19 protein-coding genes and 1 pseudogene are annotated in these 23,319 nt (G+C 63.6%); 12 read left to right on the plus strand and 8 right to left on the minus strand.

What is annotated here, in order from left to right; genetic code table 11:
• Positions 1-15 precede the first annotated feature (15 nt).
• On the plus strand, positions 16-162 hold the full coding sequence (locus GRI75_RS14780) for an excalibur calcium-binding domain-containing protein (protein ID WP_160747447.1): 147 nt from the start codon (positions 16-18) through the stop codon (positions 160-162).
• A gap of 92 nt (positions 163-254) precedes the next feature.
• On the opposite strand, the gene GRI75_RS12490 is transcribed toward GRI75_RS14780, so the two are convergent.
• Together GRI75_RS12490 and GRI75_RS12495 are read right to left on the minus strand one after the other, a co-directional pair.
• Entirely contained in the window at positions 255-800 is a 546-nt protein-coding gene (locus GRI75_RS12490) for an ester cyclase (protein WP_160747328.1), read from the minus strand.
• Positions 801-825: 25 nt separating this feature from the next.
• Positions 826-1,566, minus strand: coding sequence for an SDR family oxidoreductase (locus GRI75_RS12495; protein ID WP_160747329.1), 741 nt, complete (start codon positions 1,564-1,566; stop codon positions 826-828).
• A 125-nt stretch (positions 1,567-1,691) separates the two neighbouring features.
• Here GRI75_RS12495 and GRI75_RS12500 point away from each other — a divergent pair, with 125 nt between their 5' ends.
• The 5 genes from GRI75_RS12500 to GRI75_RS12520 all read left to right on the plus strand — a co-directional run bounded on the left by GRI75_RS12500 (position 1,692) and on the right by GRI75_RS12520 (position 6,917).
• Positions 1,692-2,591, plus strand: a complete 900-nt coding sequence (locus GRI75_RS12500; RefSeq protein WP_160747330.1) for a LysR family transcriptional regulator — start codon at positions 1,692-1,694, stop codon at positions 2,589-2,591.
• A 252-nt stretch (positions 2,592-2,843) separates the two neighbouring features.
• Positions 2,844-4,499, plus strand: a complete 1,656-nt coding sequence (locus tag GRI75_RS12505; RefSeq protein ID WP_160747331.1) for an FAD-dependent oxidoreductase — start codon at positions 2,844-2,846, stop codon at positions 4,497-4,499.
• Between the two features lie 181 nt (positions 4,500-4,680).
• The gene (locus tag GRI75_RS12510; protein WP_235911493.1) at positions 4,681-5,154 is read left to right on the plus strand and encodes a carboxymuconolactone decarboxylase family protein; all 474 of its coding nucleotides are present in this window, start codon (positions 4,681-4,683) and stop codon (positions 5,152-5,154) included.
• Entirely contained in the window at positions 5,138-6,025 is an 888-nt protein-coding gene (locus GRI75_RS12515; RefSeq protein WP_202389755.1) for a sigma-70 family RNA polymerase sigma factor, read from the plus strand. The genes GRI75_RS12510 and GRI75_RS12515 overlap by 17 nt, the downstream gene beginning before the upstream one ends.
• A gap of 148 nt (positions 6,026-6,173) precedes the next feature.
• Entirely contained in the window at positions 6,174-6,917 is a 744-nt protein-coding gene (locus GRI75_RS12520) for an isocitrate lyase/PEP mutase family protein (RefSeq protein WP_160747332.1), read from the plus strand.
• 380 nt (positions 6,918-7,297) lie between these two features.
• Here GRI75_RS12520 and GRI75_RS12525 read toward each other — a convergent pair whose 3' ends face one another.
• Together GRI75_RS12525 and GRI75_RS12530 are read right to left on the minus strand one after the other, a co-directional pair.
• Complete coding sequence (locus tag GRI75_RS12525; RefSeq protein ID WP_160747333.1) at positions 7,298-8,320, minus strand: amidohydrolase family protein; 1,023 nt, start codon at positions 8,318-8,320, stop codon at positions 7,298-7,300.
• 377 nt (positions 8,321-8,697) lie between these two features.
• Positions 8,698-13,026 (minus strand): autotransporter domain-containing protein, encoded by a 4,329-nt coding sequence (locus GRI75_RS12530; protein ID WP_160747334.1) that lies wholly within the window; start codon positions 13,024-13,026, stop codon positions 8,698-8,700.
• Positions 13,027-13,203: 177 nt separating this feature from the next.
• Between GRI75_RS12530 and GRI75_RS12535 the strand changes: the two genes are divergently transcribed.
• The 5 genes and pseudogenes from GRI75_RS12535 to GRI75_RS12555 all read left to right on the plus strand — a co-directional run bounded on the left by GRI75_RS12535 (position 13,204) and on the right by GRI75_RS12555 (position 18,222).
• Positions 13,204-14,298 carry a helix-turn-helix transcriptional regulator gene (locus tag GRI75_RS12535; RefSeq protein ID WP_160747335.1) on the plus strand — a complete coding sequence of 365 codons (1,095 nt, stop codon included), beginning with the start codon at positions 13,204-13,206 and terminating at the stop codon, positions 14,296-14,298.
• Positions 14,299-14,910, plus strand: coding sequence for a uridine kinase family protein (locus GRI75_RS12540; protein WP_160747336.1), 612 nt, complete (start codon positions 14,299-14,301; stop codon positions 14,908-14,910).
• 190 nt (positions 14,911-15,100) lie between these two features.
• Positions 15,101-15,418, plus strand: a pseudogene (locus tag GRI75_RS14785) (hypothetical protein); the annotation flags it as partial.
• 164 nt (positions 15,419-15,582) lie between these two features.
• A complete protein-coding gene (locus GRI75_RS12550; RefSeq protein ID WP_160747337.1) occupies positions 15,583-17,097 on the plus strand; it encodes a carboxylesterase/lipase family protein in 1,515 nt (504 codons plus the stop codon).
• Between the two features lie 132 nt (positions 17,098-17,229).
• Entirely contained in the window at positions 17,230-18,222 is a 993-nt protein-coding gene (locus GRI75_RS12555; protein ID WP_160747338.1) for a nuclear transport factor 2 family protein, read from the plus strand.
• A gap of 16 nt (positions 18,223-18,238) precedes the next feature.
• Here the strand turns inward: GRI75_RS12555 and GRI75_RS12560 are convergent, their stop codons facing one another.
• The gene (locus tag GRI75_RS12560) at positions 18,239-19,045 is read right to left on the minus strand and encodes an META domain-containing protein (protein WP_160747339.1); all 807 of its coding nucleotides are present in this window, start codon (positions 19,043-19,045) and stop codon (positions 18,239-18,241) included.
• 357 nt (positions 19,046-19,402) lie between these two features.
• Here GRI75_RS12560 and GRI75_RS12565 point away from each other — a divergent pair, with 357 nt between their 5' ends.
• The gene (locus GRI75_RS12565; RefSeq protein ID WP_160747340.1) at positions 19,403-20,308 is read left to right on the plus strand and encodes a hypothetical protein; all 906 of its coding nucleotides are present in this window, start codon (positions 19,403-19,405) and stop codon (positions 20,306-20,308) included.
• 416 nt (positions 20,309-20,724) lie between these two features.
• On the opposite strand, the gene GRI75_RS12570 is transcribed toward GRI75_RS12565, so the two are convergent.
• The 3 genes from GRI75_RS12570 to GRI75_RS12580 form a co-directional block, all read right to left on the minus strand.
• Entirely contained in the window at positions 20,725-21,348 is a 624-nt protein-coding gene (locus tag GRI75_RS12570) for a phosphatase PAP2 family protein (RefSeq protein WP_160747341.1), read from the minus strand.
• A gap of 202 nt (positions 21,349-21,550) precedes the next feature.
• Positions 21,551-22,513, minus strand: a complete 963-nt coding sequence (locus tag GRI75_RS12575) for an SMP-30/gluconolactonase/LRE family protein (RefSeq protein WP_160747342.1) — start codon at positions 22,511-22,513, stop codon at positions 21,551-21,553.
• 20 nt (positions 22,514-22,533) lie between these two features.
• The gene (locus tag GRI75_RS12580) at positions 22,534-23,319 is read right to left on the minus strand and encodes a hypothetical protein (protein WP_160747343.1); all 786 of its coding nucleotides are present in this window, start codon (positions 23,317-23,319) and stop codon (positions 22,534-22,536) included.

Raw genomic sequence — 23,319 nt, forward strand, 5'->3', positions numbered from 1 at the left:
AAGGCGAAGGCGTCAATCAGCAGCAACAGCGGCCGACGGGCCTCAGCTTCTTATGCCAACTGTAGTGCAGCTCGAGCAGCGGGTGCTGCGTCAGTCTACAGCGGCGATCCGGGATATGGGCGTCACCTGGACCGGGACGGGGATGGCATCGGCTGCGAGTGAGCTAACGGGAGGACCCTTGTGCCGTTCTACATTCGTAAATCCATCAAGGCTGGGCCATTCCGCTTCAACCTGTCGAGAGCGGCATTGGCGTCTCAGCCGGGGTGACAGGGTTTCGTGTCGGCACGGGTCCGCGTGGACACTACGTTCAGCAGGCCGTCCGGCCCCACTTCAAGGACGGCGGTACCGAACATCTCGAAGGGCGCATCGTTCGGCCTGGTGTTCATCAGGCCGTTGTTGCGGCCGGTCACTCGCCAGCGCGAAGTAACCCTGCTCCCATCTTGATTCTGGAAGGTCTCGACGATGTAGAACCGAAAGTCGTTCACCTCCGACTGGAAGCGCCGCACCCACGCCTTGAACTTCTCTCGGCCGACGATGTCGTTGCCGCCCGACGTGATGACGAAATCGCTGTGGACGAGTCGGTCGATGGCATCCGGGTTGAGGCCCTGCCAGACCTCGTGCCAGAAGGCTTCAACGATCTCCACGCTCCTGCGGTTGTCGCCAGCGCAACCGGGACCTGGCGCGGGCAGATCAGCGGCTGATGATCCGGTAAGCGGAAGAATGGCGCCTGCCGCCGTGACTGCGCCGAGGCCACCAAGCCAAAGTTCACGACGGCTCAGCGCCAGCTGGTCATGCTTCATCTTCAGTCTCCGAGAGTTTGGCGTTTCAGATGATCCCGCCGTTGACCCGCAGCACCTGGCCGTTGATCCAAGCGCCGTCGGGTCCGGCGAGGAAGGCCACGGCATTGGCGATGTCCTCGGGCTGGCCGAGCCGTTCCAGCGGCGCGAGCTTGGCGAGAGATTCGATCACCTGTTGCGGTTTGCCGTCGAGGAACAATGCGGTGGCGGTCGGCCCGGGGGCGACGGCGTTGACGGCGATGTTCCGGCCCCGCAGCTCCTTGGCGAGGACGTGGGTCATCGCCTCGACGCCTGCCTTGGTGGCGGCATAGACCGCATAGGTCGGCTGATAGAGGCCGACGACGCTGGAGGAGAGATTGACGATCCGTCCTCCCCAGCGCAGCCGCTTCGCCGCTTCCCGTAGCGTGTTGAAGCTGCCCTTGAGATTAGTCGCCACCTGGGAGTTGAACAAGGCATCGTCGCTGTCGGCGATGCTCGCCAGCTTCATGATGCCGGCATTGTTGACCAGCACGTCGACGCCGCCGAACGCAGTCTGCGCCGCATCGAACATGCGGGCCACAGCGGCTGGGTCACTGATGTCGGCCTGGGCGGCGATGACCTTGCCGCCGGCCGCATCAATCTTGGACACCAGCGCCTCGGCTTCCGCCGCACGTCCGGCATAATTGATGACGACGGTGAAGCCGTCCGCCGCAAGCCGCTTCGCGATCGCAGCGCCGATCCCTCGGGACGCGCCGGTGACGATCGCAACCTTGCTTGTGTCTCCATCCACCTTCGTTCTCCTCCTGCTAGAGCCGCCCTGTCGAGCGGGTGCAGGACAGGTACTCTCTGGAGGCCTGGAGATAATCAGGCTAAAATGGCCAACTCTGTTCTAGAAACGCAAACAATAGAGCGACTATGGATCGTATCGATGCAATGCGGCTGTTCACGCGGGTGGCCGACCGACGCAGCTTCACCGAGGCTGCCCATGACCTCGGAATTCCTCGATCGACCGCCACCCAGGTGATCCAGCAGCTGGAGTCCCGTCTCGGCGTCAGCCTGCTCCAGCGCACCACGCGAACGGTCCGGCCGACGCTGGATGGGGAAGCCTATTATCGGCGCTGCCTGGCCATTCTCGACGATATCGAGGATGCGGAAGGCGCGTTTCGCGGAGCGGCGCCGAAGGGGATGCTGCGGGTCGAGGTGCAGGGGACGATCGCGCGGCACTTCCTGCTGCCGGACCTTCCCGACTTCCTCGAAGCCTATCCGGGCATTGAGATCGCCATGAGCGAAAGCGACCGCTGGGTGGACGTGATCCGCGAAGGTGTCGACTGCGTGCTTCGCTACGGGTCGCTGCCGGATAGCGACCTGGTCGCCAGGAAGGTCGCCACCCTCGAGCGTATCACCTGCGCCGCGCCCGCCTATCTAAGGCGATATGGTCGACCGCAAACGCCCGACGATCTCGTCCATCATCGCGCGGTTGGAATCCGCCTCGTCACGACCGGAGCGCTCACCCCGTTCGAATTCGTGCACGCCGGGAGCGTGAAGCAGGTGGAACTGAGCACGCCCTTCTCGGCTACCGGTACGGAAACCTTCCGCAGCGCCGTCCTGTTGGAACTTGGGCTTGCACAGATGCCGGTCTTCCACGTCGAGCGCGACCTCGCTGAAGGGAAGCTCGTACGCGTGCTCGCCGACTACAAGGTCCCCTCGGCTCCTGTGTCGGTGCTCTATCCGCGCAGTCGGCAGTTATCCCCGCGCGTGAGGCTCTTCATTGATTGGGTTGTCCAGCGCTTCGCGGGTTCGCGCAGCGCGCCCTAGATCAGCATCAAAGGTTTTGGGCGCGGCCGCTCTGCTCGAAAAAAGATGTCTGCTTACACGGTTGGTCCACCGGAAACCGACAGTCCGCTCCCGGCCCAATTGCCGCATCAGAGGAAACGGTCTGCTACCGGCCGAAATTGGATCCCTGGAAACGGATCATCCTCGCGCGGCGGCTACATCGGCCCTGAAGCTCGGACGGCTACACCCAGCCACGCTTGACACAAGCCCACCGCACGGCATTCAGGCTTCTTTATGGAAACGATCGGCGACGATCTCCGGGCGATGAGCCCTCAGCCATTCGTGCCCGAGTATCTCGAGGCGATGCGCCAGGTGGGGCAGGAACGGCTTTATCAGGCGGGCGAGATCATCACCCCCGTCGGCCAGCGCATGGATCGCTTTCTGCTGGTGCTCGACGGCCGGGTCGACATCGTCCACCCGTTCACCGGGGAAACGCTGATCGCCGGCGCGATGAGCTCAGGCCAGTTCCTTGGCGAGCTCAACTTCCTCAACGCCGGTACCAACACCACCCCGATCCGCGCCGGGGCCGACACGCTGATGCTCGAGGTGCCGCGAACCGAAATGCTGGAGCTGATGGCTCGTATCCCGGAACTCGGCGATCACATCATCACCGTCTTCGCGGCGCGTCGGCGGAGGCTGCTGGAGGACAAGCGCAGCGCGGTTACCGTGATCGGGGCGGACCGCGATCCAGCGGTGCAGCGCGTCGCGGTGTTTCTGTCTCGGAATCGTATCCCGTTCCAGAACTACGACCTCGACGAGAAGTCCGAGACGGCGATCGCGCTGTGCGAGCTGGTCCGGCACCGGCCGTCGGTGGTGACCGACATGGGCACCCGCATCGAGAACCCGACACCCCGCAAGGTCGCGGCATTGCTCGGCCTCGACCTGGAGACAACCGAAGTCGAGCAGCTCGACCTACTCATCGTGGGCGGCGGGCCGGCGGGCGTGGCGGCGGCGGTCTACGCCGGGTCTGAGGGCCTCAAGGCGCTGGTGATCGAGGACACCGCGATCGGCGGCCAAGCCGGCACTAGCAGCCGGATCGAGAACTATATGGGCTTCCCGAGCGGCATCTCGGGTGCGGACCTCGTGTTCCGCGGGCAGATCCAGGCGATGAAGTTCGGCACGCGCTTTGCCATGCCGCGCCGCGTGCAGAGCCTGTCGCGCATCGAGGACGGGTTCTGCGCCACGCTCGAAGACGGCAGTACACTATGCGCTCGCGCCGTGCTTGTGGCGACAGGCGTGCAGTACCGGCGGCTGCCAATCGACCGGCTCGAGGCCCTTGAGGGTGCAGGGGTTTATTACGCCGCTACCGAGATGGAGGCGCGCTTCTGCCGCAATACCGAGGCGGTGGTGATCGGCGGCGGCAACTCAGCCGGGCAGGCGGCGATGTTCCTTTCACGTCACGCCCTGCACGTCCACTTGCTGGTGCGGGGGCACGACTTGTCCGCGACGATGAGCGACTACTTGCGCCGCCGGCTCGAGGCAGATCCGGCGATCACCATCCGCTACGGCTCGCAGCTCTGCGCCCTCGAGGGCGACGAGCAGCTCGAAGCCGTAATCTGCGCCGAGCCTACCGGACAGGTGCGGCTCGGCGCAAAAGCGTTGTTCATCATGATCGGCGCGGCGCCGAACACCGATTGGCTGTCGGGTCTCGTCGAGCTGGACGAGAAAGGCTTTGTCAGGACCGGTCCGGAAGCCGGAGTTGCTAGTTCTTACGAAACCACGCATCCCGGCATATTCGCCGTCGGCGACGTGCGCTCCGGATCCGTCAAGCGCGTGGCGTCGGCCGTCGGCGAAGGGTCGGTGGTGGTGAGCGCGATCTGGTCCTATCTCGACGCTCAGCTTGATCGCGGGCAGGCTCTATCTTCGGCCACGAGGACCGGAGTTGTTTAAGTCCGCTTTTACCAGAATGACGTTTCAGAGCTGCCTGGCCGCTATCCGCCCATTCGTGGCCCTTGCTGGCTTCCACGGCTTGACCTTCGTTCTATTTCATTAGTTTTCGAGCCGATGTCACATCCGTCGGAGTCTGCCTCGTCATAGTTCCGAGCGCTTCGATGCTCATGACAGGAGACCTATGATGACCCCTCGCCTCGACAACCCGTCCGCACTGTTCCCCGCCGGCTTTGAGGCAATGGTCGCACTCGAGCAGGCGCTCGCACAGGCTATCGATCCAGAGTTGTTGGAGCTGGTCAAACTGCGCGCATCGCAAATCAATGGCTGCGCCTTTTGCATTTACATGCACACCACTGACTTACGTAAGCGCGGAGTGGACGAGATGAAGTTGTACCTGCTCAACGCTTGGCGGGACTCTTATCTCTTTTCCAAACGCGAGCGAGCGGCTCTTGCTTGGACCGAAGCCCTGACACGGGTCGCGGACGACGGCGCACCGGATGACGAGTACATCGCCCTGGCCGAGCAATTCAGCGAGAAAGAGCGGGTGCAACTGACCTTCGCCATCGGCGCGATTAACGTCTGGAACCGGCTTCAAGTCGGCTTCCACGTCGCCCACCCGCCGCGCGGTGCAGCAATGCATGCCGATGCCGCCTAACGAGCGCCTGGCCGATTTCGAGGCGCAGCGGCCGCGATTGTTGCGCCTCGCATACCGCATGCTGGGTTCACACAGTGAAGCGGAGGATGTGATCCAAGACGCTTGGCCGCGCTGGAGCTCTGTAACCGGCGAGGTCGACGTGCCGGCGGCATACCTCACCCGGATCGTGACTCGTCTGTGCCTCGACCAGCTCAAATCGGCACGGGCACGGCGCGAGGAGTATGTCGGCCCCTGGTTGCCCGACCCGCTTATGCAGCATGCTGGCGAGGAGGCAGTCGCCGACGACGTCACTCTGACGCTCATGATGGCGATGGAGCGGCTTTCCCCTCTCGAGCGCGCTGCCTTCCTGTTGCATGACATCTTCGACACGCCGTTAGACGAGGTAGCGGCAATACTTGAGCGCGAGCCCGCAGCGGTTCGCCAGCTTGCGTCGCGCGCACGCCGCCACCTGCGTGAGGCACGACCGCGCTATACGCTATCGCCGCAAGGAGCGGCGGATCTCGTGCGCGCTTTTCATGAGGCCAGCACGAAGGGCGATATCGAAGCCTTGAGTGGAATTCTTTCCGACCAGGTTACGGTCTTTTCCGACGGCGGCGGCAAGATCCTCGCTTTCCGCAATGTCGTCCGAGGAATGGATCGGGTGCTCCGCCTGTTCCGAGGGCTGGCGCGCAAGGCGGCGTACCGGCCGAAATTGCTTGCGACCGTGATGATCGACGGCCTTCCCGGCTTCGTCAGCATCGATCGCGGGGCGGCTCTGCAGACTACGGCGATCGAAGTCCGCGACGGAAAGATCACCGCTCTCTATATCGTGCGCAACCCAGACAAGCTGCGGCACGTCCATGCGATGCTGGCCGAAGGACGGGAGGGATAAGACCCAAGAAGCGAAGTGAGGGGTGGTCGTCCGCTAAGGACCCGTTCCGCCCCGAAGCCGAGCTCAGCTGCTCGTCAATGTCACCCTTTCGCGGCTCTCGCTCATTCGATAGCTAGGGGATCCGCACATCCAGTTTCAGGACCGCCGTATGTCTTCCGACTTCGCAACGTTTGCTGCTCTTCACGTCGCTGGCGATCCTCTCGTTCTTTACAACATTTGGGACCCTGGCAGCGCCAAAGCTGTCGCAGGGGCCGGAGCCAAAGCTCTGGCGACGGGTAGCCATCCAGTTGGGGACGCGAGCGGGTTTGGCGACGGTCAGAGAGTGCCGCTGAGTTACGTGTTCGACAATGCGCGCCGGATCATTGCAGCTACGGACCTTCCCCTCACCGTAGACTTCGAAGGAGCATACTCGACTGACCCGGAAGAAGGCGCCGCCAACGTCGCCCGCCTGAAAGAGACGGGGGTGGTTGGCTGCAACCTGAAAGATCAGGTCATCGGAGGTGAAGGTCTCCACCCTATAGGAGACCAGGTCGACAGGATCACTTCCATCCGGAGTAAGGTCGGCGAGGACTTCTTCATCAACGCCAGGACCGACCTGATGCTCAAGGCGAAGGTGCACGACGAGGCTTTGGTAGACCAGATCATCGAGCGCGGGCAAGCCTTCGCCGATGCCGGTGCAAGCGGGTTATTTGTGCCGCGCCTTTCAGACCCGAGGCACGTTGAGCGAGTGGTCCGCGAGGTTCCGCTGCCTTTGAACCTCATTGCCTTTCCCGGAGCCCCCTCAAAGCAGGAATGGGCGGCCGCTGGCGTCGCCCGGATCAGCCACGGCCCATTCCCTTTCAGAACGCTGATGGAGCAGCTTCAGGCTAACGCGAAGGAGGCCTTCGCTTGAGCCATCAAGCATGAGGGATCTGCTCCGTGCTGGCGACAAGCCTCCGAACGGCCTGAGCAAATCGCAGCTTCAGATTAAGCCCGCTCGCAAGCTGCCCGTCCGCTATCGGCCCAAGACATGCCGCTCCAGCCGAGCCCATTCTCTCGCTTAGCCATTCAGGCCGAGGAGTAAGAGCACGGGCTAATCACAGTATGATCCTAGCGTGCAGGAGCGCGCTCCCTGGGGATTACAGCGAAGACGCCCTGTTGCTCGCCGAGCGAACAGAGATCTGATCTTGAGGCGGTCCTTCAGCTCGTCTGAAGGACCGCTTCGCGGACGACAGCATCATCCAGTACACGACCTATAGTGGGTGGAAGCGGACGTTCCCGAGCGTTTGGCTGTCACATCGCGTGGTGCCGAGCAATCTCTTCTGGGCTGAGGCGGAGGAACCGTGCCGCGTTGTTGTAGAGAATGTCGCGCTTTTCTGTGCTGGTGAGGAAAGGCGCCTCCTCGATCACGCTGATGGCAGGCTCAATGACACCGGGCCAGATCATTTGATCCGAACCGAACATGATCCGGTCCGCATATCCGGCGTCAACGATCTCTTGCAGGAAGCGGTAAAATGCCGCCCGCGGCTCTGTGTAGATAATCCCTCCAAGATCGACATAGACTTGCGGGTGACTGAACATCAGCGCGCGCAGTTGGTCGGCCATCGGATAGCCCGCGTGCATGATGTAAAGGCGAAGCCGCGGGTGCCGGACGAGCACCTCCTCAAGCAAGAGCGGATTGCCAAGCGCTGCCCGATAGCCGTTGTCGCCATAGGGTGTGCCCGGAGCAGCTGACCCCATGTGAATCGCGACCGGGATGTCCAGTTCTTCAGCAAGTGCCCAATATGGTTCGAGACGCGGATCAGTTACGACCACCCCTTCGTACTGCGCGTTGATTTCACCGAGCACGCGAAGCTCTCCACTGGCGTGGAGGCTCCGGAGCTGCGCAACTGATTTCGGTTCCACGTATCGGCAGCAAGGAGTTCCCGGCAGCCGAAAGTCGATGCCGGGAATGATGCGACGCGGCGCAGCGGCTCGCCATACCCGCATTAGTCCGGGCTCACCGCTGACCATGCCAATGATGTTATGCCGCTCCATGATCGCAACCGTTTCCCGCATCACCTGCTCGTCGCTGTCCAGCGCCGGAATGGGGTTCGCGCAAGGCGGGTCGATGTTCATGGCCATTCCCGCCTCGACCCCGTTCTGCGGATCAGACCGGGGCATGACAAGGAAAGGCGCACACAGCGCCATAGGATTGTCGCCGTATTGGCTTACGTGCCGCGCGTGAAGATGCATGTCGATAATTGGCAGGCGCTCGGCCGCTGCGGTCGTTCCGGTCACAAGCAAGAGACAGGCTGCAAATGCGAATCTGATCATCCGCTTCCTTCCGATTGAGCAGTTCGCATAGCATCCAACCAGGGAAATGTCCGCTGTTGGTCGGCTCCCGCCAGTCCGCTTTTCCGCGCCATAAGTCCGAAAGCTGCCGTCCGCTTACGGCCCAGGAGCCGCCAGGCTGCTCATGGCTGAGCCGCCGGGCAGCTAAGCGCCCAACTCCGGCGGATTCGCTAGCAGTGAGGACCGCTAAGAAGCGGACACCGGTGCTGGCGAGGCCAAGTTAGCCAGAAGTCCGTCGGGAGATCCGCCGGACACGCCGAAGGGTACGCCGACTTCGGCTCGGTTCGATGTCAGCAACGCACATGACGAAAGTGCCCCGCCGTGCAAGGCAGCACGGCGGGGCACCTGGCTTCTGAAACTCAGAAGTGGATCGACGCCGAGACCTTCACGCTGTTGCTGTCGAAGGTTTTCGAGAAGCTGCCGGTGTATCCCAGCTCGAGATCAACCACGCCTCCCGAATAACGAACGCCCGCCTCGAGTTCTGCAGCGCTCCTGGCAATCGGCAGGCCGGTGATCGTTCCCCCGGCCGAGTTGCCGGTGAAGGCGATCGTCGCCTCGGACATGCGGTCGCCCCAGGCGCGCCGATATGCGCCCGAGAGATACGGCGCGACGCCGCCGACCGGGTTGGCTGCGAGACGAAGACCAAGATCGGCGAACGTCACGTCACGGTCCAGGCCGTCGACAGTCAGCGCCGTCGCGCCGCCGACCTCGGTGAACCGGTCCATGTCCAGCGAGACGTGATTGAGCCCAGCGAAAGGCTCGATCGAAGCGACACCCATCGGAAGCGCATAGCCGATTTCGCCGTAGTACGAGGTGTACTCTCCTTCGAACGCGCTGCTGACGGTCGCCGAGATCGTGCCCAGCCTCGTGTTGCGGCTGGCAGCCCCATCGATCCAGCCGAACTGCACGCCGGCGCGGGCCGACAGGCCCATCGTGCTCGCATAAGATGCCTGTGCCAGCGCGAACTTCACGTCGCTGTCGCTGATCTGGCTCCGGTCCGGGTCCTGCCAGAGCTTGCCCAGCCCAACCGTGAAGTCGAACCCATCGGCGGCGTAGCCCAGACCGCCAGCCGCGCCGGCGTTGTCGGTTTTGAAGCCCGTGACACCGTCGCTGCCTGAAGCGCTAAGCTCACCTGCAAGGCCTGTACCCCAGACGAAGGCTCCGACAGCCGCTTGCGGCTGCGGTGCGGCCTGGCGGCGCAACATGTAGGCGGTCTCGACCAGCGATGCACCGTAGGTCGGATACACGCCGCCGGTGAGCGTCTCGAAGTTGGTAGCCACCTGATCACGAGCGAGGACGAGCGTGGCGTCGTACAGGGGCGTACCGAACTCGAGGCCCTCTATGAGGGCGCCAACGGTAGCCTGGTTCGGCGTGGCAGCATAAGTCGAGAAGTCGATGTCGTTGCGGCTTAGCCGCAGCGAGACGGTATCGACCGTGTAGCTGAGCAGCGGCACGAGATAGGCGAGGTTGGTCTGCACTTCGCCGAATTGGCCGGAGATGCCGTTCTCGGCCGTAAGGATCGTGTAATCGGTGGCCGGCCCGTAGAGTCCGCTCTCCGCCAGCACGTTCACCGTGGCATTGCCGAGCGTTGCCGTGCCAGTGACGTTGGTACGGTCGGAGTTGCCGGCCGGATCGACCTCGACTTCGTAAACCGAGGCAGCGGTGAGCGTCAGGTCGCCGACAAACGTGATGGTGTCGATCGAGTTACCCGGCGCGAGTGTACCGCCGCTCACCGTCGTGCTGCCGAGCGTACCCGCGCCGCCGAGAGTTCCGCCGTCGTTGACGAGGAAGTTCGCGTTGGAGAAGTCGCCGTTGACCGAAAGCGTGCCGCCATCGACCTGCCCGGTGCCGGTGAACCCGGTGCCATCGCCGTTGAGCTTGAGGTCGCCCGAGCCGTCCTTCAAGAGGGTCCCGGTGCCGGTAACCGCACCAGCGAACACGCTGTCGGCGGTCTGCTGGACGGTGAGGTCTGTATCACCAAGGAGCAGGGTGCCGCCCGTCCCCGATAGCTCGGCGATCGTCTGTTCCCCGCTCTCAATCTGGGACAGGTCGAATGTGCCGCCCTCGGAAAGGTCGAGCTGCGTGTCTTCCGCGAGCTGACCGGCAAAAGCGATCGCGCCAGCGTTGATCGTCGTGGTGCCCCCGAAATCATAGAGGCCGCTGAAGGTCAGCGTGCCGGCGCCGAACTTGTTCAGCGTACCCGAACCCGAGAAGTCGCCGAGGAACTCGTAGTTGTCGGACCGGTCGAAATTGAACACGCCGTTGTTGACGATGCTGCCGACATAAGTCCCTGCGGTTCCGCCGAGGCCAAGGGTGAAGAACCCGTCGCCCTGGGTTACGACGTCGCTATCGAGGGATCCAGACAGGATCACGCCGCCGTTCGCGATCACCGTGTCACCGGTGTACGTCAGCGAGTTGCCGGTCACCTCGTACACCGCTTCCCCGATGAGCGTGACCCCTCCGGACCCGGAGATCGCCAGTTCGTCGATTTCTACGTGATCGAAATTCAGGACAAGCGTGCCGTCGTTGAGAACATCGGAGGTCAGGATCGGGGAGGTGACCTGCGCGTCCACCGTGACTTCATTGACCTGCAGCGACGCTCCCTCAAGGATTGCGACCTGTTCGAAGTCCCCAACGTAGCTGGCGGTCGTCCAGTAGCCCGTGGCTACGCGCAAGGTCTCGAAGTTCTCAGCACTTCCGATGACCTGCGTGGAGGTGAGCCCAAGAACGTCGCCCTCCAGGATCAGGATGTCGGTACCATCTCCGGCGTCGATGGTACCCACAACCGAGCTGCCGGTGCGCAAGGTCACGCTGTCATCGTACTCAGCGAGCTGGACAGCCACTCCTCCAGCACCGTGCAACGAGCCCGAATTGATCAGCGTCGTCTGCGAGGCGGAGACAACTGCAGGGCCGGATTCGCCAGTGATCGAGCCGCTGTTGTTCAACGTCACTGCACCAAGCGCACCGCTGTCGACGCCGATGCTTTCCCCGGTGACGGTTCCGGTGTTAGCGAGCGAGAACGCGCCGCTGAAATAGGCTTCGATACCTGCCGCGGCGCCATTGATGGTGCCGCTGTTGACCAGCGTTGCGGCTGCCATATCGCTGCCGAACGCGACGCCGCTGGCCAAGCTGCCGGTTCCACTGATGGTGCCGCTGTTGACCACACTGGCGGTCAATCCGCTGCGCTCCTCGCTGTCGAGAGCAGTTCCCTGGACCAGGACGCCGCCGGCGACGCCGGTGATATCGCCGTCGTTGACGACGTCGCCGCCGCCCGAGAGGATCACACCGAAACGCTGACCGGCGATCTCGCCCCCTGCCTCGTTGGTCACGAGCGCGCTGTAGTCCTCCTTCGCCTGGTCGGCGTAGGCGTACATCGAGATGCCGTCGGCGAAATCCCAGTTCGCACCCAGGATCGTGCCGCTGTTGGTTACGCTGCCGCCGCCGATCAGGCGGACGCCGTCGTTGCTGTCGCCGGCGATCGTACCGCTATTGACGACCACCGTGCCGATCGCTTGCCCAACCAGCGTGTCGGTCGCGCTGTCGTATACGTATGCAGTGGTGATACCCGCACCCGCACCGGAAATGGTGCCCGAGTTATCGACGCTCGATCCTGCCGTGGCGATGGTGATCCCCGCGTCCGGCGGCGCGCCGAAGCCGTCGTAAGAGCCGTTGCCACGGATAGTCCCGGCGTTGATGATGCTCATCGTGCCGCTCGATCCGCCGTAGATGCCGGAGGTGCCGCCTTCGATCACGCCCGACTGCTCGTTGGTGATCGTGAGGTCAGCGAGCGAACCCTGGCTGACCGCTTCGGCGAACGCGCTGGTGATCGTGCCGCTGTTGACTAGGGTCGCGGCCGCCATGTCGCTGCCGAAGGCGACACCCTGCCCACCTGTGTAGGTGCCTCCAAAGCTGCCGGTTCCACTGATGGTGCCGCTGTTGACCACACTGGCGGTCAATCCGCTGCGCTCCTCGCTGTCGAGAGCAGTTCCCTGGACCAGGACGCCGCCGGCGACGCCGGTGATATCGCCGTCGTTGACGACGTCGCCGCCGCCCGAGAGGATCACACCGAAACGCTGACCGGCGATCTCGCCCCCTGCCTCGTTGGTCACGAGCGCGCTGTAGTCCTCCTTCGCCTGGTCGGCGTAGGCGTACATCGAGATGCCGTCGGCGAAATCCCAGTTCGCACCCAGGATCGTGCCGCTGTTGGTTACGCTGCCGCCGCCGATCAGGCGGACGCCGTCGTTGCTGTCGCCCGCGATCGTACCGTTATTGACGACCACCGTGCCGATCGCTTGCCCGACCAGCATGTCGGCCGCGCTGTCGTATACGTATGCAGTGGTGATACCCGCACCCGCACCAGAAATGCTGCCCGAATTATCGACGCTCGATCCTGCCGTGGCGATCGTGACACCCGCCTCCGGCGGCGCGCCGAAGCCGTCGTAGAAGCCGTTGCCACGCACGCGGGCGCCTGTTTCAACCGTCAGATCCAGTGCGCCTTGTTCGGCATAGACCCCAATCCTATCGCCCTCGACGATCTCTCCGTTCTCGATCACGATGACCTGCCCTTCCGGCGTGTCGACGTGTATCCCAAATGCATCCTGAGCGGCGGCGGGCAGATGAGTTTGCCAGACGCACAGTCCGGCGACGGCGCTGGTTGCGAGCAGGCGAGATTTTGCAGAAAGCGACATTTTGATGGTCCCCCATGACGAGGGAGATCAGCCCCCCGTCGCGTTAAGTCGAGGCGCCGCTCCTGCCGCGGCGCGAAGCTCGCGTCGTCTCTCAAATGGTATACCCAAGACGATTTTCGCTCTGGACTTCGGGCGCAGCAGATTGTTTTAACAACGCGAACTGCTGGGGGGCGCGCCTTGAGAGCTGCTGAGGGAAACCTTTGCCATACCGTTGAACTTTTCGATGATGCGGCGCTGGGACTGGCGGGGTGGGACCGTGCGATCGAGTCCTTCGCGACCACCTTGAACTCACGTAATGGCCAGCTGATCGGCATTGGTAGCCGATCTACGCTACCGTACAATCTCATGACCAATATGCCGCCGGAAGCTGCGGTTGAATTTCAAGAAGCGGGCGGCGCAGACCCGTGGATAAACTCGCGAGTGCGCTTGGGTGTCGCTGCCCCCGAACTGGCGATCTTAGACGATCGCGATTTCACCCTTGAGCAGGATCGGCAACGATCGCCTGAGTTTGGCGAGTGGATCGACAGGTACGCGATCGGCTACACCTGCATCACGAACCTGCTCAAGCACGACGATCTTGTAGTCGGCGCCGCAATCTTCCGCGACGCTTCGCAGGACCCGATGACGGCGCAGGAGAAGCGTGCCTTCGCGCATCTCGCAGGCGCTCTACGCCGATCCATCAGGCTGCAGATCGCCCTCGAAGGTCAGCAAGCAAGTATACTCGCCGGCACCTTCGACGCCATGGATGCGCATGCGTTCATATGCACCAGTGAGGGCAAGATCCTTGGCATGTCGGCACCGGCCGAACAGTTGGTGAGCGAGGGTCGGTGGTTAACAGCCCGAAACGGCCAACTTGCCGCAGCTCAGTTGTCCTCGCAGGAGAGCCTATTTTCGGCTCTATCGTCCGTGAGTGGCGCAAACGATCAGGATGCGGTGGTGGTGCGCGACGACCTTGGTATTCCTCTCTACTTGGAGGTGCTGCGGCTTCCCGCCAGACACGCGCTGCCGTTCCGAGCAAACGTGCTTCTCATTGCCCGACCGCCGCGCCAACGCGACGCGCTAGTGATGTCACTCGGGAGGGAACTTTTCGCTCTAACCCCGACTGAGGCGCTCATCGCAAGCTACTTAGCACAGGGGAAGTCGCCGCAGCGCATTGCCGACTTGTGTGGCATCTCCACTGGAACTGTACGCACCCACCTGAAGCGTATATTCGATAAGACAGGCGCGCGCGGCCAAGTGGAACTGGTTTCACTGATCACATCGCACCTCTGAATGAGCGCGCCTGAAATGAGCGTGTGGACAAGCAACCCGGATGAAGTCTCGACCTTGATCACCGCGCGCGCACTTCGCTCGCCCCGCCCCCTGCTAGTTGCTCTCGATGGCCGGAGTGGCGCGGGCAAGTCGACACTGGCGCTGATGCTTGCGGACAGGCTCGGTGCTGCCTTGATCGAGGGAGACGACTTCTATGCTGGCGGCGCTGCGCTCCGAAGCGATGGTCCAGAGTCGCGCGCCGCCGCCTGTATCGATTGGACGCGCCAGCGCTCCATACTGGAGGCGTTGGCGGCGGGGCGTGACGCCGCTTGGCGGGCCTTTGATTGGGACGCCTTTGACGGACGGCTGCGCAACGAGCTAACGACTGTCGAAGCAAAGTCTATCGTGATCTTGGAAGGTGTCTACGCAGCACGCCCGGAGCTAAGTGATTTGCTGAATGTGCGAGTGCTGCTCCTCGTGCCCGACGCAGTTCGCGAGGCCCGACTGGCCACTAGGGAGGGACAGATCGGACGCTGGGAGCGGCAGTGGCATGAAGCGGAGGAGTTCTACTTCACGAAGGTTATGCCCAGCGCGTGTTTCGATATCGTCCTGGAAACAAGTTGCAGCGGTTGATGTTCGTCCACGCAGACCGCGCATACGCTGCGAAAAAGCTGAGCGGGGCGCGTCGAGCTGCCCAAGCAGATGGTCGCCAGATCGTGCAGCCCAAAGACGTCCAAGGCGATCGGGGTGACTTCCTCGGGCCCCGCAAGTCAGCGCCGCGCTTCTCACCTCCCGCTCCGGTCCGCGCAAGTCCCTCGTTGCAGGGGAGTTCGGTCTGCGCTTCTACGCAGGCGTGCCCCTCACGACGGCCGATGGTCACAACCTCGGGACTTTGCGAGTCATCGACAAGGAGCCCAGGCCGATCGACGAGGCCCAGATCGAGGATCTTAAGGACCTTGCCTCGGGTCGAGGGACCATCGAAGTCGGCTATTCGGTGAAGGACGGTGGTCACCGGCTGAGCGTTCGCGATGGGGGGAAAGGCCTGCCGGCCGAGCTCAGCCTGGCCGAGGCAAGGGCCAGCCTCGGCATGCGCGTGGTCAGCGTGCTGGTCAGCGAACGAATATTCGGCGGGGACTCGTAACTTGCGGCGGCCGACGCAGATTGACACTCATGGTTTTGGTGGCGGTTCGTGCCTCTACATTGGGGAGCGTCATTTCAGGCTGGCGTCAGCCTTCGCACGCAGGCAGATCATCTCTCAAGAAGAAGGGGAGAGCGTGGATGAGGGGCTTCTGGGCAGGGTTGGCTTTGACGGTTTTAGCGGCCCCGGCTGCGGCCGAGATCAAGCAAGCGGCAACGACCGGCGGCACTGTCGAAGGCGAATCTGCAAACGGCCTGTCCATGTTCAAGGGCATCCCGTTCGCCGCGCCGCCCGCGGGTGCCAACCGCTGGCGCGCGCCGCAGCCGGTGATCCCTTGGGTCGGCGTGCGCCGCACGGTCGAGTTCGGCCCCGCCTGCATGCAGGGCGAGACGCTGGCCCGGCAGATGGGTTCAACAGCCCCGCTCAGCGAGGACTGCCTCTACATCGACGTGTGGACGCCGGCCGGCGCAGCCACGGACAAGCTGCCCGTCATCGCCTGGATTCACGGCGGCGGCTTCAACTCGGGCATGAGCAGCGTGCCGCTTTATGACGGGGCGAACCTTGCTCGGCAGGGCATTGTGTTCGTCTCGATCAACTACCGCCTCGGGCCGTTCGGCTTCCTAGCCACGCCCGAGCTCAGCGCGGAAGGCGGTCAAGGTTCGGGCAACTACGGTCTGCTCGATCAGATCAGGGGTCTCGAGTGGGTGCGGGACAACGTCGCGAACTTCGGCGGCGATCCTACCAACGTCACGATGATGGGGCACTCGGCCGGGGGGCAGGCGGTGAGCAATCTCGCAGCGTCGCCGCTCGCCCGAGGTCTGTTCCACAAAGTCATCGCCGAAAGCGGCTCAAGCTTCCAGCCGGTGCAGACTTCCGCGCCCTGGGGCGGAGCAATTATCGCCGCGCTTCCGTTCGCTGAAGCGGGCGGCAAAGCTTGGCTCGAGCGGCTCGGCGTGCGCACGCTTGCCGAGGCCCGCGCATTTCCGGCGGCCGCGCTCGACGAAGCGCAACGAGCACAAGGATCTCCGCGCTTCGCTCCGGTGGCTGACGGAAACCTTATCCCGGGGGATCATTACGAACTCTGGAAATCCAAGAAGTTCAACGACGTGCCGGTGCTGCTCGGCGCCAACTCGTTTGAAGCCCCCTCTCGTACGCACATCACTCCCGCCGCGTTCGAGCAGATGGTGCGCACCAACTACGGCGACCGCGCCGAGGCGGTCTTGCGAGCCTACCCGCACGCAACCGATGCCGAGGCCCAGCGCTCGACCGGAATGCTGAACAGCGACAGCACCTTCCTGTGGCCCGCTTACACGTGGGCGCGGCTGCAGAGCGGGAACGGCAAGGCGCCGGTCTTCACCTACTGGTTTCATCGGCCGACCGCACAGAGCCCGGACGGTTCAGCTCACGGCGCTGAAGTGGCGCTGGTGTTTGGCAACGAGGACGCGCGGCGCACCGCCTGGACCGCAGAGGACCGCGCGCTCAGCCGCCAGTTGCAGAGCTATTGGATCAACTTTGCCAAGACCGGCAATCCCAACGGCGCTGGCCTGCCGCTGTGGCCACAATTCGCCGCAGGACGCGAGACGGTAATGCAGCTCGGCGCTGAGGCCAAGCCGATCCCGCTTCCCGGAGCTCAGCGGCTAGCGGCACTCGACGAGTACTTCGCCTGGCGGCGCGGCATGTAGCGCAAGCTTGATAAGGTAGCTGAAGCGTTCGAGGCACTTTGGCTGAGCCTTGAGGGTGAACTCCAGCTCAGGCCCGGTTCAGTACGCGACACGCAAAGTATGTCTCAAGGCCGGCTGCACGGGACCGAATGATTGCCTAAACATCCCTCACTGGTCGCTGCACTAGCAGCGCTGGGCCTCACCTTACCGGTTCAGGCGACGGTAGCGCCGCCCACACTCGAACAGATCATCATGATGGACAAGCGGGAAGGTCTCGAGAACCGCGCCCGCGCTGCGTTCGGCGACATCGCCCTGATCGAAAAGCTGCGGGATTGGCGGAGGACCTGGGGGTTCATCCTCGTCGGAGAAGAAGGATCTCAAAGGCCGCCAAGGTTGCTGATCAAAGACGAATACGGCTGGTACGAGATGCGCTCAGGGGAGACCAAGCGGCTCTCGGTTGAGCTCGGCCTGGAGATCAACCGGCTCCTCCACAGGCAAGAGCTTTGGGCGGAGGACACCTACGATCATGCTGCGAAGTGTGAGGGGACGTCGCGATTGTTCGTGATCATGCACGCCGGGCAGGACAAGTTCGGCCGCCTCGGCTGCGGGGTAGATGGCCTCGCTGCGCGACTGGCGCGAACCGCCGAAAAGGGTCGAGTACTCTCAGGGGAACCGCAAACCACCGCTCCCCGGCAGCAAGAGCGTCGGCGTCCATCGGGGGCGTCTCCCGACTATTTCCAGGCCTCAAATGCGGTCTCGGGGCAGCTGTTCGATATGGCCGCCGCCTGGGAGCGCAAGACCTTGGCGGGATTCGTCGACCCTTACGCTCCGGACGTTGTCCTGGAAGGCCCATTTGGCACCCACCGGGGGCGCAAGATGGTTGTGGACTGGGCGCGGCACCTACAGGACTGGGATGCACCCTATTCCGAAGCGGACAGACGTCTGAGGGTGGAGCGGATCGTAAGCACGAACCAACAGGCGAAGCACGTCTTTTACACGACTCATGAGCTGCGTTGGGAGGAAGATGGCATACCGGTGCGGCAGACATTCAGCACCATGTGGCGCAACCATGGCGGCCTGTGGCTGATCGCCCACGAGAAGATGAGCGACGTGAAGCCGGTTACTGAAGACCGCATCCCCTGGTAAAGCGGCCACTCGCCGTTCACGTGGTTTCGCCGCTCAGCCGCCGAACGGCGGAGGCCGAGATGCGCCCGGGCGCAGGCGTCGTGAATGAACTGCCCATGCTGTTGCAATCCGCATGTGCGCTGATTGAATTGAAGCCGATCGACAGGGTCGCCGGGCGCCGCTCCGTCACCAGCGGCTCACCGCCGATGCTCTCGATGCGCCAACGGCCGGCAAGCTCCGGGTGTGGTTCGTGAGGCCTGGTGAGCACGGCACGGGTGCCGTCGCGCGCAACCAGGAGCAGCGTGTTGCCGTGTCGCTCCCAACGGCTCAGCTGATCGATGAAGGCGCCCAGCTGGCGCTCGCTCTCGGCCGCGGCTTCGCGCGCTGCAGCCGAACCGCTGGCCAGTTCGGCGGATCCAGCGCACTTACCCGTGCGGATCGACTCGAGCCGGGTGACGGAGATATCTGCGCCCTCGAGGCGGTAGAGCGCCGGGTACCCGCCGCCGCAGCCGGCGCCAAGGTTCAGGAAGCCGCCGCCGCTGAACCCGATCCAGGCATCGAAGCGACGATAGTCTGCTTCTCCCAGCTGTCCGACCTTCCACTGACCGCCCAGTGGATCGATCCGTCGCAAAAAGGTGCCGTCGTCGGCGATCTCGGCGGTGATGCGCGGCGTCGGGGCCGCGGTCTCCGGCGGCGCGGTGGTGTCTGCAGGGGCTGTGCAGGCGGCGAGAGGCAGCAAGACAAGCATGAGAACGGCGGAGCGCCTTGCGGAAAAACGGCCGAGGCACCGAACGGCTCCGACGACCTTGTCGTCGCGGGCAGACTGCAGGATCAGGCGCCGCAAGCCGCGTCCGCTGCTGAGGAACCTGACTCCAGCTTATACCGTTGATCGGCCGTGATCGGCCGCGCCTCTGCACTGCTCGCTGCACTTCTTGCGCCCGCATGTGTAGCCTCTACGGCTCCAGGCGACCCATCTTTGGTGCAAGAGAGGCACCTGCCCACCGCCTCTCGCCTGTCCGCCGCCGGTTTTCTTACGATCGACGAAGTACCACCCTCGCCTTGGCCCGATGATCCGCCTCCAGAACCCCGGGCGGTAGACGGCCTAGCGCGCGATACGAGCTCCGCCGATCCGGAGGTGAGGGCGAGAGCTTGGGAAAGTGCGAATGGCTCTCCCGCATTCCAGCAGGAACTTCAGCGGCTGATGCAGGTCCTCGCGGCTCGAGAGGCGGAAAACTTCGTAGAGCTGCGCATAGTGCGCGAGCCCGAAGTGGCAGCCGAGGTTTGGTTCAAGCACGACGCAGTAGCGACGCTTGCGCGCTACACTTCCAATCCATTGTTCCGCCCTCACGAAGGCGGCGTCAGCCGCGCCGAACAGGAGCATCTTCGATCGCTGTGGGCCGGCCGGATGGACGGAGGCGATGTCATCAACATGCTGGCGATCGATCCGATCACCGGCATGCTTGAGATCGGGTCAGCGGTTGAGGAGGCCGAGTTCCGGAGGATTGCCGCGGAACGTGGCTGGGAGCTCGGCCCGAGTTTGAAGCTGATATTCCCGCAGCCGCGGCCGCCAGCGTTCGCGGAGCCTTCACTGGCCCGGCACGTTCGAGTTTTTCCACGCGAGAGCAAAGCCAAGGGCATTCAGCTGACCGGTGGATACAGCGGGCGCATCGTTCTCGAGGACGGTTGTTTTCGGCTACAGCCTCGTCGGTCGGACGAGCGTGGCCCTCTCGTCTTGTTCGGCCGGCAAACGCAGCTCGGCCTCGACGATCAAGGGTATTTGGTCGTGTCGAGCGAGGACGAGAGCCGGCGCTACAGGATCGGGGAGATCGGCTCCTGGCCAGGGCCAAACTCTATCGACGACTCCGACCCAGACGTGCGAGAACTCCGTCAGCATTGCGGCGGCGATCCGATCACGAATGTTGCCGAGCCGCAAAGTGAGCGTCTCTTCAGCCTTCCCTCGCCCGAGTGGGTCGCCGACTACGCACGAGCAAACTCATTGTCGTACCGGCAGGCTTGGCAACAAGTGCTCGGCTGCATGAAGCGGGAGGAACGGCGGGGTCGGGGAGGATTGAGCGCCCGGGACATGTGCATCCGGCAGTTCAACTAACCGATCCTTCTCCGCGCGGTTCGCTTCGCTCTGCAGCGGGTGTGCCTCTGGTGCCTCATCGGAACCCCCGTTCAGAGATCCCGGAAACGAAGGGTGTCCGTCACGGACAGCCGACGCAAATCCAAAGTGCTTGTTGGTTGCTCAGGTATGGAATTTGTCGATCTACGGCAGTGCTAGCGCAGAGAACCCACTAAGGCAGGTCGCGCCATACATTGCGTGACACTGTGTCGGGCGATCTCGCTGAATAGAAAATGGGCGGACGTACAACCCCGCTCTCCGGCCGTCAGTCGCTCTGCTTTCTTTTCGCAGCTCCGCGACCGGCGGTCGCCGACGGAATGCCCCCTAAACCGGGTTTGGAACTCGCACAGCACCATCGTGAGAGTGCAGAGCGAGGGCTGCAACGCCGGGCGGCCACTTCAACATTCATGGTTGTTGGAAGCGCCCTCTTGGCGCGAGAACAAGCGGATCGCAGATTGCCAGAGTATCCCCAAGGCAGCTTCGGCCACCGCCCCAATGAAAGCGCCAGCGGCAATGTCGGTCGGGTAGTGAGCGCAGCCAGGAACGCGCGCGAGAGCGACCAGGCCCGCACCTCGGATCACGGCTTGCCGATGCTCCGGGTACTCTGCGGAAAACGCACGCGCTACCGCGACAGCGCCTGCCGTATGACCCGAGGGAAAGCTGGACTGCTCCTTGCGTTCGTCACGGCCGGGGCGCGGTTCCTGCTCGGCTTCCGTTCTTGCATGGCGGGGCCGCGAACGGATGATCCTTTCCTTGATCATGTCCTTTGCACTGGTCGCCGCCTCGTGCGCGAGGAGCATGCGTGCACCTGCGCGCGCCATGCGCGGATCTGAACGAAGTAGCCCGGCGGCGAGCATTCCCCCTGCGAGCAGACGCAGTTGCGGCTGATCTCCCAGCCCGCTGAACCAGGAGAGGATTCTCACCGGGAGAGTGCCCCGATAAGGCAGGAAGACGCTGCGGACTGTCCGGTCCACTTGCAGCAGCGGTTCGGCGGCTTCGCCGAGAAGTTTGTTCCCAGACATTAGCGATAGAACCGAGAGCCGCCACTATGGTGCCCGGTCGGATTATGGCCGGAAACTGGATGATGCGCACGCTGCAAGCAGCGGCACCGGAGGATCGGGTAATCCGTCGCCCTTCTGGCAATGCCCCGCCCGGCGACATCACCAGCCCATATGGGCGGCGCGTCGCTGCCCTCCGGCAGTTCCGCCAGTCCTGTGGGCGCCTCTACCGCGGCCCTGCCGTCAGCACCGGCACCCGGTAGATCGTCATCGCTACGTTGCGCACACCTTCAGGGGTTTGCCATGCTGCCGCATCCGGCGTGACTGCACCCATCGCGCCGACATAGAGGATCTTCCTCTCGGGCCCCGCAAAAGCAAGTGTGATAGCGCGGCGGGGCACGGGCACGAGGCCGAGCTCCGCGCCGTCTTCGGCGAAGACGTAGATGCCCGCATCGCCGGTGACGTAAAGACGACCCTGAGAATCCACCGCCATGCCGTCGCCGCCGAAGCCCTGGGTATCCTGCGAAAGGGTCGCGAAGGTCCGCTTGTTCGACGGCGTACCGTCCTCCGCGAGATCGAACGCGATCACATCGCGCATGTCGGTGACGTAGAGCGTGTCGCCGTCCGGACTGAGCACAACCCCATTGGTGAACGCCTCGGCATCCATGACCTTAGTTACGTTGCCATTGGCCGTCGTGTGGTAGAGCGCGCCCTGCGTGAAATAGGCCCCGCCGCGGCCGTCTACGATCAGGTCGTTTAGGCGGCCAAGCCCGCTGCCGTCGGCAAACTTGTCCGCTAACACCGTGCGCTCCGGCGTGAGCTGCATGACGGCCGGGGGGCGGTTGCACTCCAGCTTGTTCAACCCAGGATCGGTGCAAGCGCGCTCCACCGCGTAGATGTTGCCTCGGCCATCGACCGACGCCGCTCCGGCGCCGAGCACATAGGGCACTTCGACAAATGCGCGTCCGTCGGCCCACAGCTTCCAGATCGCGTTGCTTTGCTCCTGCGCGAACAGCAGGTGGCCGTCGGCGGCGACTGCCATCCCGTCGGCGGTCATCGGCCCGGACCAGGCGATCCGCCACTCGGCTCCGTCGGCCACCACACCGGGGATGGCTGAAATCTCGGCAGCCTTTTCACCCGGCAGCGTCTGCGCGGCTGCCGGAGCCGCGAGAGACAGAGCTGCGGCCATTATGCTGATACGTTGCAAGATCATTCCACCACCTCTGCCTCGATCGTGTTGTAGTCGCCGTCGAAACTAGTCCGGTCGTTGTTCCAGTCGATCTGGATCATCCGGTCGAAGCCCGCGTCTCGCAGCCAGGAGACGGTGACGGTCCACGGCTCGCGCAAAGTCAGGGGATCGGTCACCGTCACGTCCGCAACGAGCCGGTCATCTTCGAGCCGGATCCGCTCGAGATAACGCGCCTGTTCGGAGAACGGCGGCGCACCGTGGAAGTAATCGGACGGGTTGCTGACCATTGCGGTCTCGATCACCAGAGTGGAGCCTTCCCAGCGCCCGATCGAAGTTCCGTAGACCGTGGGCCACATATCCGCCTCGGGCGGCATGGCGCGGCCGTCGGTGTAGATGTGGCGGACTTCGTTGTAGGAGTTGGAGATCTGCACCTCTTCCGGTGTGATGAGAAATTGCACCGGCGTCGCGGCGTTCATCATCATCGGAAATCCCCATCCTTGCGCTTTGCGGCCGCGGGCGATCTCGCGCACTTCCGCCCAGCGTCTGCGGCCCTCCTCGTTCCACGGGGCACTCGCACCGGCGAGGTTCATGAAGTTGCGCAATGGTTCGCCTTTTTCGCGCGCCTGGCGGATTGACGGAGCGATACCGCTGATCTCAGTGCCCAAGGTGTACTCGCTGACCCAGTAGCCCGGCCAATAGGGCAGATCGGCGAAGGTCTCGACGCGGCTTGGCGGCGAGCTCTGCCCGGCTGCGGCGCTGCCGCAGACGAGGAGCAGCGCGCCGGCCAGCACGTTTGCGCGGCTCAT

The organism is Croceibacterium soli (assembly GCF_009828065.1).
GTDB classification, from domain to species: domain Bacteria; phylum Pseudomonadota; class Alphaproteobacteria; order Sphingomonadales; family Sphingomonadaceae; genus Croceibacterium_B; species Croceibacterium_B soli.